At 58.8% G+C, this 13,761-nt stretch carries 9 protein-coding genes and 1 pseudogene; 2 read left to right on the forward strand and 8 right to left on the reverse strand.

Going from position 1 to position 13,761, the window contains the following annotated elements:
* Nucleotides 1-7: 7 nt before the first annotated feature.
* Entirely contained in the window at nt 8-2,395 is a 2,388-nt protein-coding gene (locus AC0V2S_RS06630) for a penicillin acylase family protein (protein WP_475509051.1), read from the forward strand.
* A 296-nt stretch (nt 2,396-2,691) separates the two neighbouring features.
* Here AC0V2S_RS06630 and AC0V2S_RS06635 read toward each other — a convergent pair whose 3' ends face one another.
* From AC0V2S_RS06635 to AC0V2S_RS06670, 8 genes and pseudogenes are all read right to left on the reverse strand, one after another.
* Nucleotides 2,692-3,591, reverse strand: coding sequence for an ABC transporter permease subunit (locus AC0V2S_RS06635; protein WP_475509052.1), 900 nt, complete (start codon nt 3,589-3,591; stop codon nt 2,692-2,694).
* Nucleotides 3,588-4,469, reverse strand: coding sequence for an ABC transporter permease subunit (locus AC0V2S_RS06640; RefSeq protein WP_475509053.1), 882 nt, complete (start codon nt 4,467-4,469; stop codon nt 3,588-3,590). The genes AC0V2S_RS06635 and AC0V2S_RS06640 overlap by 4 nt, the downstream gene beginning before the upstream one ends.
* Nucleotides 4,470-4,489: 20 nt before the next feature.
* Nucleotides 4,490-5,632: a polyamine ABC transporter ATP-binding protein gene (gene potA / locus AC0V2S_RS06645; RefSeq protein WP_475509054.1), complete on the reverse strand. Its 1,143-nt coding sequence runs from the start codon at nt 5,630-5,632 to the stop codon at nt 4,490-4,492.
* 108 nt (nt 5,633-5,740) lie between these two features.
* Nucleotides 5,741-6,835 carry a polyamine ABC transporter substrate-binding protein gene (locus AC0V2S_RS06650; RefSeq protein ID WP_475509055.1) on the reverse strand — a complete coding sequence of 365 codons (1,095 nt, stop codon included), beginning with the start codon at nt 6,833-6,835 and terminating at the stop codon, nt 5,741-5,743.
* Nucleotides 6,836-7,091: 256 nt separating this feature from the next.
* Nucleotides 7,092-8,189 carry an extracellular solute-binding protein gene (locus AC0V2S_RS06655; protein WP_475509056.1) on the reverse strand — a complete coding sequence of 366 codons (1,098 nt, stop codon included), beginning with the start codon at nt 8,187-8,189 and terminating at the stop codon, nt 7,092-7,094.
* 198 nt (nt 8,190-8,387) lie between these two features.
* Nucleotides 8,388-9,754, reverse strand: a pseudogene (locus AC0V2S_RS06660) (aspartate aminotransferase family protein).
* Between the two features lie 54 nt (nt 9,755-9,808).
* A complete protein-coding gene (locus AC0V2S_RS06665; protein ID WP_475509057.1) occupies nt 9,809-11,167 on the reverse strand; it encodes a glutamine synthetase family protein in 1,359 nt (452 codons plus the stop codon).
* Between the two features lie 43 nt (nt 11,168-11,210).
* On the reverse strand, nt 11,211-11,963 hold the full coding sequence (locus AC0V2S_RS06670) for a gamma-glutamyl-gamma-aminobutyrate hydrolase family protein (RefSeq protein WP_475509058.1): 753 nt from the start codon (nt 11,961-11,963) through the stop codon (nt 11,211-11,213).
* Between the two features lie 277 nt (nt 11,964-12,240).
* Between AC0V2S_RS06670 and AC0V2S_RS06675 the strand changes: the two genes are divergently transcribed.
* Nucleotides 12,241-13,617 (forward strand): glutamine synthetase family protein, encoded by a 1,377-nt coding sequence (locus AC0V2S_RS06675; RefSeq protein WP_475509059.1) that lies wholly within the window; start codon nt 12,241-12,243, stop codon nt 13,615-13,617.
* Nucleotides 13,618-13,761: the final 144 nt, after the last annotated feature.

Raw genomic sequence — 13,761 nt, forward strand, 5'->3', positions numbered from 1 at the left:
CACTTCAATGAAACGCACCCTGACCGCCCTCGCCGTGGTGGTAGCCGCCGTTGCCGCTGGCGCCACCTGGTATATCCACAGCAAACAGCCGATGCGCGATGGCCAGGTACAACTGGCGCATCTGGATGGGGCCGTCAGTGTGCGTTACGACGAACGCGGCGTGCCGCATATCAAGGCGCAGAACGAGGCGGATATGTACCGCGCGCTGGGCTATGTGCACGCCCAGGACCGGCTGTTCCAGATGGAAATGCTCCGCCGTCTGGCCCGGGGCGAACTGGCCGAAGTGCTCGGCGCCAAGCTGGTGGACACCGACCGCCTGTTCCGCACCCTGCGCATCCGCGAACACGCCGACGAATACGTGCCCAAGCTCGACCACCAGACCCCCGCCTACAAGGCGCTGGAGGCGTACCTGGATGGCGTCAACCAATTCCAGGACACCCACCCGAAACCCATCGAGTTCGACCTGCTGGGCATCAAGCCGCGCCCCTTCACCGCCGAAGACACCATGAGTGTCGCCGGCTATATGGCCTACAGCTTTGCCGCCGCGTTCCGCACCGAGCCGGTGATGACCTATGTGCGTGACGAACTCGGCGCCGATTACCTGAAGATTTTCGACCTGAACTGGAAACCCGAAGGCGCCATCGGCCAGGCCGCCCTGGCCAGCAACGACTGGAAAGACCTCAACGCCATCGCCCGCATCAGCCACGACGCGCTGGTGGACGCCGGCCTGCCGCAATTCGAAGGCAGCAACGCCTGGACCATTTCCGGCAGCCGCACCCAGAGCGGCAAACCGCTGCTGGCCGGCGACCCGCATATTCGCTTCGCCGTACCGGCGGTGTGGTACGAGGCGCAATTGTCGGCGCCGGGCTTTGAGCTGTATGGCCACCACCAGGCGCTCAACCCGTTTGCATCCTTGGGTCACAACATGGATTTCGGCTGGAGCCTGACCATGTTCCAGAACGACGACATCGACCTGGTGGCCGAGAAGGTCAACCCGGACAACGCCAACCAGGTCTGGTCCAACGGCCAGTGGGTAGACCTGCAAACCCGCGAAGAAGAGATCAAGGTCAAAGACGCCGCGCCAGTGAAACTTACCCTGCGCCAGTCGCCCCACGGCCCGATCATCAACGACGCCCTCGGCGCCGCCGCTGCCGGCAAAACGCCGATCGCCATGTGGTGGGCTTTTCTGGAAACCGAGAACCCGATTCTGCAGGGCTTCTATGACCTGAACCGCGCCGACACCATCGAGAAAATGCGCCATGCCGGGGCCGAGATTCACAGCCCGGGTCTGAACCTGGTGTGGGCCAACGCCAAAGGCGATATCGGCTGGTGGGCCGCGGCGCAATTGCCGGTTCGCCCGGAAGGCGTCAACCCGACCTTTATCCTCGACGGCAGCACCCACGAGGCCGACAAGACCGGCTTCTACCCGTTTAGCGCCAACCCGCAGGAAGAGAACCCGGCACGCGGCTATATCGTGTCGGCCAACTTCCAGCCGGTATCGCCCACCGGCATGGAAGTGCCGGGCTACTACAACCTGGCCGACCGTGGCGCGCGCATCAACTCGCACCTGGCCGACAACAGCGTGAAGTGGAACCTGGAAAACAGCCAGGCGCTGCAACTGGATACCGCCACCGAGTACAGCAACCGTGTGCTCAAGCCGCTGCTGCCGGTGCTGCGTACCGTGGTCACCGACCCGCAAGAACTGGCCCTGCTGGAACAGCTGAGCACCTGGAAAGGCGACTACTCGCTGGATTCGGTGAGCGCCTCGGTGTTTAACCAGTTCCTCTTCCAACTGGCCGACAGCGCGCTGCACGACGAACTGGGCGATGCCTTCTTCACCAACCTGATCGCCACCCGCTCCCTCGACGTCGCGTTGCCGGTGCTGGCTGCCGATGCCGATTCGCCGTGGTGGGACAACCGCGCAACGCCAGCCAAGGAAACCCGTGCCGATACCGTGAAGGCGGCGTGGCAAGCGACCATTGCGCACCTCAAAGCCACCGCTGGCGACGACCCGAAAGCCTGGAAATGGGGCAAGCTGCACACCCTGACCCATGGCCATCCACTGGGTGCGCAGAAGCCGTTGGACAAGATTTTCAACGTCGGCCCATTCGCGGCACCGGGCGGCCACGAAGTGCCGAACAACCTCAGCGCGCCGGTGGGTCCGGCACCGTGGGGCGTGATCTACGGGCCGTCCACGCGCCGCCTGATCGACTTCGCAGACCCGGCGCACAGCCTGGGGATCAACCCGGTGGGTCAGAGTGGCGTGCCGTTTGACGCGCACTACTCCGACCAGGCGCAAACCTACGTCACGGGTGGGTATGTGCCGCAGCATTTCGAAGAAAGCGAAGTGGCGGCCAATACCAAGGGCACGTTGAAGCTGGTGCCGGCGAAGTAAGGTTGCAGCAATGAAAAAGCCCCGCGGATGCGGGGCTTTTTTATGGGCGCAATTCTGCGTTGGATCCGGCCCTCACCCCTAGCCCCTCTCCCGCACGCGGGAGAGGGGAACCAATCGGAGTTAGTGCCGCTTTTCGCCTGCTTGCGGGAGGACCGTAGGATGGGTAGAGCTGCAAGCGAAACCCATCACGATGGTGCGCCAGGCGCGATGGGTTTCGCTACGCTCTACCCATCCTACGAGTTCCGGTTCGGGCCATAAAAAAACGCCCCGAAGGGCGTTTTTTTATTACCGCTCAATCAAGCCGGTGCATGTTGCTGCGACGGATCACGACGACTATCCGGCCCAGCCAAGTTGGCCGCCCCAGTAGTCTCATCCATAGCCTGCTGAATCGCTTTCAAGCGACGCTTCTCTGCCTTGCGGCTAAAGAACCAGACCAGGAAGGTGAAGATCGACACCACCAGCAGAATCAAGCTGGCCACGGCGTTGATCTCCGGTTTCACGCCCAGACGCACGGCGGAGAACACTTCCATCGGCAGGGTGGTGGAACCCGGGCCCGACACGAAGCTGGCCAACACCAGGTCGTCCAGCGACAGGGCGAAGGACATCATGCCGCCCGCTGCCAGCGACGGTGCGATCATCGGGATGGTGATCAGCATGAACACTTTCCAGGGCTTGGCGCCCAGGTCCATGGCCGCTTCTTCGATGGACATATCCAGCTCACGCAAGCGCGCCGAAACCACTACTGCCACGTAAGAGGCGCAGAAGGTGGTGTGGGCGATCCAGATGGTGAAGATGCCACGCTCTTGCGGCCAGCCGATCATCTGCGCCATCGCCACGAACAGCAGCAACAGCGACAGACCGGTGATCACTTCCGGCATTACCAGCGGTGCTGTCACCAGACCACCGAACAAGGTGCGACCCTTGAAGCGGGTGATACGGGTGAGTACGAACGCCGCCAGGGTGCCGAGCACTACGGCGGAAATCGCGGTGTAGAAGGCGATTTCCAGCGAGCGGCCCACCGAGTTCATCAGTTGGGTGTTGTCCAGCAAGCCCACATACCACTTCACCGACCAACCACCCCATACCGTTACCAGCTTGGAGGCGTTGAAGGAGTAGATGACCAGAATCACCATCGGCATGTAGATAAACAGCAGACCCAACACCAGCATTACGTTTGAGAAACTGAAGCGCTTCATGCTTTGCCCTCCAGTTCTTTGGCTTGGCTACGGTTGAACAGAATGATGGGCACAATCAGGATCGCCAACATCACTACCGCCAGAGCAGATGCCACCGGCCAGTCGCGGTTGTTGAAGAACTCTTGCCACAACACCTTACCGATCATCAGGGTTTCCGGGCCGCCCAACAGTTCCGGAATCACGAACTCACCTACTACCGGAATGAACACCAGCATGCAGCCGGCGATGATGCCGTTCTTGGCCAGCGGTACGGTGATTTTCCAGAAGTTGTTGAGGTTGGTCGAACCCAGGTCCGAGCCCGCTTCGAGCAACGACAGGTCGTGTTTCACCAGGTTGGCGAACAGCGGCAGCACCATAAACGGCAGGTACGAATACACAACGCCGATATACACCGCGAGGTTCGTGTTGAGGATCTGCAGCGGCTCGTTGATCACGCCGATGTACAGCAGAAACGCGTTAAGCAAACCGTTGTTGCTGAGAATGCCCATCCACGCATATACGCGGATAAGGATCGCCGTCCAGGTCGGCATCATGATCAGCAGCAGCAGAACGGTCTGGGTGTCCTTGTTGGCGCGGGCAATGCCGTAGGCCATGGGGAAACCGATAAACAGACACAGCACGGTGCTGATAAAGGCCATCTTCAGCGAGCCGAGGTAGGCCGAGATATACAGCTCGTCCTCGCTGAGCATCACGTAGTTGCCCAGGTTGAGGATCACCTGCAGCTTCTGCTCCACGAAGGAGTAGATTTCGGTGTACGGCGGAATGGCGACGTCTGCTTCTGCAAAGCTGATCTTCAGAACGATGAAGAACGGCAGCATGAAGAACAGGAAGAGCCACAGGAACGGCACGCCGATTACGGCGGTCCTGCCCGTGGGCATATACCGTTTTAGTTTTCTGTTCATGAGCGCAACGCGACCCCGCTATCGTCTTCCCACCACACGTACACTTCGTCGCCCCAGGTAGGACGCGCGCCGCGACGTTCGGCGTTGGCTACGAACGATTGCACGATCTTGCCGCTTGGCAGTTGCACGTAGAACACCGAGTGACCACCCAGGTATGCGATGTCATGCACCTTGCCGCGCGACCAGTTGTATTCGCAGGTCGGCATTTCGGTGGTGACCAGCAGTTTTTCCGGGCGAATGGCGTAGGTGATTTGCTTGTCCTGCACCGAGGTGGTCACGCCGTGGCCTACATAGATGGCACGTTCCAGATCCGGGCTGGCGATCAGGGCGTGGCCTTCCATGTCTTCAACCACACGGCCGTCGAACAGGTTCACGTTACCGATGAACTCGCAGACCATGCGGCTGGTTGGGGTTTCGTAGATGTCGATCGGGCTACCGATCTGCGCGATCCAGCCCAGGTGCATGATGGCGATGCGCTCGGCCATGGTCATGGCCTCTTCCTGGTCGTGGGTCACCATCACGCAGGTCACGCCAACGCGCTCGATGATTTCCACCAACTCGAGCTGCATTTGCGAACGCAGCTTTTTGTCCAGGGCGCCCATGGGCTCATCGAGCAGCAGCAGTTTCGGGCTCTTGGCCAGCGAACGGGCCAGGGCCACGCGCTGACGTTGACCACCGGACAGCTGGTGCGGCTTGCGCTTGGCGTACTGGCTCATCTGTACCAGCTTGAGCATCTCGGCCACGCGGTCGTCGATTTCAGTCTTGGACATGCGGTCCTGCTTCAGACCGAAGGCGATGTTCTGCGCCACGGTCATGTGCGGGAACAGCGCATAGGACTGGAACATCATGTTGATCGGCCGCTCGTAGGGCGGCATATCGGTGATGTCTTGGCCGTCGAGGAAAATCCGTCCCTCGGTTGGGCGTTCAAAGCCTGCCAGCATCCGCAGCAAGGTGGATTTACCCGACCCGGAGCCGCCGAGCAGGGCGAAAATTTCGCCTTTGTTGATTGTCAGGGACACATCGTCCACTGCAATCGTCTCGTCGAACTTCTTGGTCACCCGATCGATTTTGACCAAAACCTCTTTAGGTTTCTGGTCGCCCTCGAGGGCTTTCTTGTAGGCGCCGGAGGCAACTGCCATTACAAAACTCCCAACTTTATTTTGAGGGCCAGCCCACTACGGGCCGGCCTTTTTTCATCGTCACCTGACGGGGTCAGGTGATTACTGGGTTACTAGCGCAGGGCGCACTTACTTGCCGGACTTGATCTTCGTCCAGGAGCGGGTCTCGATGCGTTGCAGTTTTGGCGGCAACGGCACGGACACGTAAAGGTGGTCGAGCACCTCTTGCGGTGGGTAAACCGCAGGATCGTTACGCAGCTCTTGATCCATCACCGCATCAGCTTTGCTGTTTGGGTTGGCGTAACCGACGTACTCGCTGATCGGCGAGATCACCTTGGGGTCCAGCAGGTAATTGATAAAGGCGTGGGCCTGTTTGGCGTTCGGTGCGTCAGCCGGAATGGCGAGCATGTCGAACCACAGGTTGCCGCCCTCTTTGGGAATGGAGTAGGCGATCTCGATGCCTTTGCCGGCTTCCTTGGCGCGCGAAGCGGCCTGGAAGATATCGCCGGAGAAGCCGGCCGCGATGCAGATATCGCCGTTGGCCAGGTCCGAGATGTATTTCGAGGAGTGGAAGTAGGTGACGTAAGGGCGAACGGCCAACAGTTTGGCTTCAGCCTTTTTGTAATCTTCTGGGTTGGTGCTGTTTGGGTCCAGGCCCATGTAGTTCAGCACGGCCGGGAACATTTCATCCGGCGAGTCGAGGAAAGCGACGCCGCATTGGCTCAGCTTCTTGATGTTCTCGGGTTCGAACAGCATGGCCCAGGAATCGATATGGTCGACGCCCAACGCCTTTTTGATTTTCGCTACGTTGTAGCCGATGCCATTGGTACCCCACAGGTACGGCACAGCGTACAGATTGCCCGGATCGCTCTTTTCCAGTTGCTTGAGCAACTTGGGATCCAGGTTACTGAAATTGGGCAGTTGGCTGCGGTCGAGTTTCTGGAACACGCCGGCCTTGATCTGCTTGGACAAGAAGTTGTTCGAGGGCACTACAACGTCGTAGCCAGTGTGGCCAGCGAGCATTTTGCCTTCGAGGGTTTCGTTGGAGTCGAAGACGTCGTAGACCGGTTTGATCCCGGTGGCTTTCTGGAAGTCCGCCAGGGTGGTTTCGCCGATGTAGTCGGTCCAGTTGTAGACATGCACTGTCTGTTCGGCCTGAGCCAGGGCGCTGAAGCCCAACAAGGCTAGCGCGCTTATCAGGGTTTTGCGGAAGGGAATTCGCACATGTCCATCCTCATTTTTGTTAGATCACTATGGCCATCAACGGTGGCCAGTTGGTTACCGCTTGGTCCGCGTTTTTCCTGCCATAACGGCGGGTAAACAGGGGCCAAATAACAATTCCAGGGCGCAAAAAACTGCAAACGCCAACTGCTTAGAGCCCGGCACTTCAACTACTGAGCAATACATCTACTTGAAACCGTGAGCCCCAAGGCCCCGGACGGGCCTCCGGCAGATTGCGCCGCCGGAGGTGTCTTTTTGATTACTTGCCGGACTTGATCTTGGTCCAGGAGCGAGTCATCAAACGCTGAACCTTGGCCGGAAGGTCAGGGAACGCGTACAGCTTTTTCATTACGTCGTCGCTTGGGTAGATGCCCGGGTCTTTACGGATTTCTTCGCTTACCAACGGAGTGGCTGCGGAGTTGCCGTTCGGGTAGGACACCTCGTCGCTGATTTCAGCAATGATTTCCGGCTTGAGCAGGAAGTTGATGAACTTCAGAGCGCCTTCCGGGTTTTCAGCATCTTTCGGAATGGCCACGGTGTCGAAGAATGCGCCAGCGCCTTCTTTCGGAATGTTGTAGCCAACATTCACCTTGTTCTTCGCTTCAGCAGCGCGGGACTTGGCTTGGTAGATGTCACCCGAGTAACCGACGGCTACGCAGATGTTGCCGTTGGCCAGGTCCGAGATGTACTTGGACGAGTGGAAGTAGGTGGTCGAAGGACGCACTTTGAGGAACAGTGCTTCGGCAGCGGCCAGCTCTTTCGGGTCTTGGCTGTCTGGCTTGTAGCCCAGGTAGTGCAAGGCGGCCGGGAGCATTTCGGTCGGCGAATCGAGGAAGCTCACGCCGCACTCTTTCAGCTTGGCCATGTTCTCTGGCTTGAACACCAGGTCCCAGGAATCCACCGGAGCGTTGTCGCCCAGGATGGCTTTGACCTTGTCGACGTTGTAGCCGATACCGATGGTGCCCCACAGGTAAGGAATGGCGAACTTGTTGCCCGGGTCACTGATTTCCAGGGTCTTCATCAGCTCAGGGTTGAGGTTCTTGTAGTTCGGCAGCTTGGCGCGATCAAGCGGCTGATAAACGCCGGCTTTGATCTGTTTGGCCAGGAAGGAGTTGGACGGAACCACGATGTCATAACCCGACTTGCCGGCCAGCAATTTGGCTTCGAGCACTTCGTTGCTGTCGTACACGTCGTAGACCACTTTGATGCCGGTCTCTTTGGTGAACTTTTCAACGGTGTCCGGGGCGATGTAATCGGACCAGTTGTAAACGTGCAGCACTTTGTCATCGGCCTGAACCGCGCCGGCCATCAATCCCAACAAGGACAACGCGAGAAAGGACTTGCCGAATGTTTTCATGCGTACAGCTCCTGTTTTATTTAGTTATCCGAACAGTGGCGTTTGCTTTCGGGTTGTTGCATCCAACCCCTTGGCGGCCACCCTTCGGTGAGCCTGGCCAACGCACCGTGCAGTCTGGCAAGGACCAGCGCGGGTTTACAACTTTTCAACGCGCTCTAACGCGATATTTCCCGTGTCAGAGCGCTTGCCCACAACTACTTAACCGAGTACTGCACTGGCGGTTAGGTCCAGACACTTGCGTGCCTTTTCCACCAGCTCATCGATTTCTGCTTTGCTGATTACCAGCGGCGGCGCAATGATCATGGTGTCGCCTACAGCGCGCATGATCAGACCGTTGTTGAAGCAATGGCCGCGGCAGATCATGCCAACGCCCTTACCCTCGAACCGCTCGCGGGTCTTTTTGTTCTTCACCAACTCGATCGCGCCCAGCATCCCAAGACCGCGCACCTCACCCACCAACGGGTGATCCGCGAGCTCACGCAAACGCTTTTGCAAATACGGTGCCGTTTCGGCTCGAACCTTCTCGAGAATTTTTTCCTCGCGAATAATCCGCAGGTTTTCCAGCGCGACGGCTGCCGCTACCGGGTGCCCGGAGTAGGTAAAACCGTGGTTGAAATCGCCGCCTTCATTAATAACGTCGGCCACTTTGTCGCTGACGATCAGGCCACCCATGGGGATGTAACCGGAGGTCAGGCCCTTGGCGATGGTCATGAGGTCCGGGTATTGCCGTAATAGTCGCTACCGAACCACTCGCCGGTGCGGCCAAAGCCACAGATCACTTCGTCGGCGGCGAACAGGATGTCGTACTTGGCGAGGATTTCACGCACGCGCGGCCAGTAGGTGTCAGGCGGCACGATCACGCCGCCGGCGCCCTGGATCGGCTCGGCAATAAAGGCGGCAACTTTGTCTTCGCCGACTTCGAGAATTTTCTTTTCCAGCTGATCAGCGGCCCAGATACCGAACTCGGCCGGGCTCATATCGCCGCCTTCACCGAACCAGTACGGCTGCGGAATATGCACGATGTCCGGCAAGGTTCCGGCCTGTTCGTGCATGCCTTGCATACCGCCCAGTGCAGCACCGGCTACGGTGGAGCCGTGGTAGCCATTGAGGCGACCGATGATGACTTTCTTCTGCGGCTTGCCTTTCACCTGCCAGTAATGACGGACCATACGCAGCATGGTGTCGTTACCTTCGGAGCCCGAACCGGTAAAAAACACGTGGTTCATGTGCGGCGGCGCCAGGTCAGCGATGACCTTGGCCAGCTCCAGCACCGGCGGGTGCGCGGTCATAAAGAAGGTGTTGTAGAACGGCAGCTCTTTCATCTGCTTGGCGGCGGCATCGGCCAGTTCGTCACGGCCGTAGCCGATAGCTACGCACCAGAGGCCGGCCATGGCGTCGAGAATCTTGTTGCCTTCGCTATCCCACAGGTACACGCCATCGGCACGGGTGATGATGCGCGGGCCCACTTCCTTCAGCTGTTTATAGTCACTGAACGGCGCCAGGTGATGGTTGTTGCTCAGTTCTTGCCACTGGCGAGTCTGTGGATTTTTCAACGGGCTGGTCATTGCAAACCTCAATTCAAACAGGCCCGGCGTGTGCCGGGCCTGGTGAGTCTCTGATTAAACCGAGAGCAGCAGGAACTCGCGTTCCCAGGAGCTGATTACGCGCTTGAAGTTCTCGTGCTCGGCACGCTTCACGGCGATGTAACCGCTGACAAACTTGTTGCCCAGGTACTTCTCGACGGTCTTGGAGTTTTCCATGCGTTCCAGGGCGTCTTCGATGGTCAGCGGCAGGCGCAGGTTGCGGCGCTCGTAGCCACGGCCTTTAACCTGGGCGCTCGGGTTCAGCTGCTCAACCATACCGATGTAACCGCACAGCAGGCTGGCGGCGATGGCGATGTACGGGTTGGCGTCGGCACCCGGCAGGCGATTTTCCACCCGACGGTTTTGCGGCGAGGCGTCCGGAACCCGCAGGCCCACGGTGCGGTTCTCTTCGCCCCACTCCACGTTTACCGGCGCCGAGGTATCGGGCAGGAAGCGGCGGAACGAGTTGACGTTGGGCGCGAACAGCGGCAACAGCTCAGGGATGTATTTCTGCAGACCACCGATGTGGTGCAGGAACAGCTGGCTCATGGTGCCGTCTTCGTTGGAGAAGATGCTCTTGCCGGTGGCGATGTCGATGATGCTCTGGTGCAGGTGCATCGCGCTGCCAGGCTCGCCGGTCATGGGCTTGGCCATAAAGGTGGCGGCCACATTATGTTTGAGCGCGGCTTCACGCATGGTGCGCTTGAAGATGATGATCTGGTCGGCCAGGTGCAGGGCATCGCCGTGGCGGAAGTTGATTTCCATCTGCGCGGTGCCGTCTTCGTGGATCAGGGTGTCCAGATCCAGCTCTTGCAGTTCGCACCAGTCGTACACGTCTTCGAACAGCGGATCGAATTCGTTGGCAGCGTCGATGGAGAACGACTGGCGACCAGTCTCGGCGCGGCCGGAGCGGCCGATCGGGGCCTGCAACGGGTAGTCCGGGTCGTCGCTACGCTTGGTCAGGTAGAACTCCATCTCCGGTGCGACGATAGGCTGCCAGCCTTTCTCGGCGTAGAGCTTGAGCACCTTTTTAAGGATGTTGCGCGGCGACAACTCGATCGGGTTGCCTTGCTTGTCGTAGGTGTCGTGGATCACCTGAGCGGTAGGCTCAATAGCCCACGGTACGAGGAACACGGCATTTTCGTCCGGGCGGCAGATCATATCGATGTCAGCCGGGTCGAGCAGGTCGTAATAAATGTCGTCTTCCACGTAGTCACCGGTGACGGTCTGCAACAGCACGCTCTCAGGGAGGCGCATGCCCTTCTCATCGATGAACTTGTTGGTTGGAGCAATTTTGCCGCGAGAAATGCCGCTCAGATCACTAATAAAGCACTCAACTTCGGTGATCTTGCGCTCTTTCAGCCAACTGGTGAGTTGGTCGAGTTTGGTACTCATAAAAACCTCAGGGGGGATTGAAAACCTAGCTATATAGCTAAGCTCAGCGTTGACTCGCCCGCTTGCGACAGGCATCTCCAAATGCCTGGAAGATGGCGAGGTATTCGGGGTTGGAGCGTACTTGCCATTCTGGGTGCCACTGCACCCCGAGAGCAAAGCTCAACGCGCCCTCGACCGAGATCGACTCGATCAGTCCGTCAGGTGCCAGAGCCTCTACACGCAGGCCCGGCGCCAGACGTTCAACGCCCTGGCCATGAATGGAATTGACGCGAATCTCGCTCGGCAAGCCGAGGCCGGCGAGAACGCCACCCGGCTGCACATGCAGCGGATGACTAGGTGCATATTGGACTTCCACGGGCTCGTTTTCCGGCTCGCGGTGGTCCATGAAGGTGCCGGTTTCGTGAACCTTTTGGTGCAGGGTGCCGCCGAACGCCACGTTCAGTTCCTGAAACCCGCGGCAAATACCGAATACGGGCACGCCGGCGGCAACAGCCGCACGAATCAGGGGCAGGGTGGTGGCATCGCGAGCAGGGTCATGCAACGTGCCGGGCGCACTGGCCGGGCCGTTATAAAGATGAGGTTCTACGTTGGATGGCGAGCCGGTTAAAAGCAGGCCGTCTAGACTGTCCAGCAGGGCTTCGAGATCGAGTACATCGCCAAGCGATGGAATGATCAGAGGCAGGCCACCTGCGCCGACGGCCACTGCCCGAACGTATTTATCACCCGCTATATGGTAGGGATGGAGGCCGACCTGCTTGGTGCAGGCGGTAACGCCGATTAACGGCAGGCGCGACATGGGACACCCGTTTTATTGCTGTTATGGGTTTGAACCGGAGCTTAGCCTTGTTCATTTTTTTACACAATAGCGATGTAAAAAATCTAACACGGCCCGCTGAGCGCCGCGCCAGACAAGGGCGCCAAGGGGGTTAAGATGCCCTGAAACGCCCTAAAAATGGCCACTGCGCCCCGTTTCAGGGCAAAATGTGGCACTATTGACAGGCTGAGGCGATTAAGATTGACTCACACCCCATCAGTCTAATGATTGATATTTTTAACAATAAAGGTGTTGCATCATGTCGGTACCCCCGCGTGCCGTTCAGCTTAACGAAGCGAACGCGTTCCTTAAGGAACATCCTGAGGTCCTGTTCGTCGACCTTCTTATTGCAGATATGAATGGTGTGGTGCGCGGCAAGCGCATCGAGCGTGCGAGCCTTCACAAGGTTTACGAACGCGGCATCAACCTCCCGGCTTCTTTATTCGCACTTGATATCAACGGCTCGACAGTGGAAAGCACTGGCCTGGGTCTGGATATCGGCGATGCCGACCGTATCTGCTACCCCATTCCCAACACTCTGTGTAATGAGCCTTGGCAGAAGCGTCCGACCGCGCAACTGTTGATGACCATGCACGAAATGGAAGGCGAGCCGTTCTTCGCCGACCCGCGTGAAGTGTTGCGGCAGGTGGTCGCGAAGTTCGACGAACTGGGCCTTACTATTTGCGCCGCGTTTGAACTTGAGTTTTACCTGATCGACCAGGCAAACGTGAACGGCCGGCCTCAACCGCCGCTGTCGCCGCTGTCGGGCAAACGTCCTATCTCTACCCAGGTGTATCTGATTGACGACCTGGACGAGTACGCCGAATGCCTGCAAGACATCCTCGAAGGCGCCAAAGAGCAGGGCATTCCTGCCGACGCCATCGTCAAGGAAAGTGCCCCGGCGCAATTCGAAGTCAACCTCCACCATGTGGCCGATCCGATCAAGGCGTGCGACTACGCCCTGCTGCTCAAGCGTCTGGTGAAAAACATCGCCTACGACCATGAGATGGACACCACCTTCATGGCCAAGCCGTACCCGAACCAAGCGGGCAACGGTCTGCATGTGCATATCTCGATTCTGGACAAAGACGGCAACAACATCTTTGCCACCGATGAACCAGAAGAGAACGATGCTCTGCGCCACGCCATTGGCGGTGTGCTGGAAACCATGTCGGCCTCGATGGCGTTCCTCTGCCCTAACGTCAACTCCTACCGTCGTTTCGGTGCCGCGTTCTACGTGCCGAACTCGCCGAGCTGGGGCATTGATAACCGTACTGTTGCGCTTCGCGTACCGAACGACACCCGCGATGCCGTGCGTATCGAACACCGTGTCGCCGGCGCTGATGCCAACCCGTACCTGCTGCTGTCGGCCGTACTGGCTGGCGTGCACCACGGCCTGACCAACAAGATCGAGCCGCCCGCACCCGTAGAAGGCAACTCCTACGAGCAGAACGAGCAGAGCCTGCCCAACAACCTGCGTGATGCCCTGCGCGAGTTGGACGACAGCGAAATCATGGCCCGTTATATCGACCCGAAATACATCGACGTCTTCGTCGCCTGTAAAGAGAGTGAACTCGCCGAGTTCGAAAACTCCATTTCGGACCTCGAGTACAACTGGTACCTACACACCGTGTAAGTACCCATTCGACGCCGGCACAAGCCGGCGTCGTTTTATCTGCTGCTTCACCCCAGAATTTTTGCCTGCACCGCCGCTCTGTGACCAAGCGCTGCGGTGTTGTTTGTGTGCCACGGCCAGCCCAGACGTGCATCGAGACCACAA

This window comes from Pseudomonas sp. CC11G (assembly GCF_056174845.1).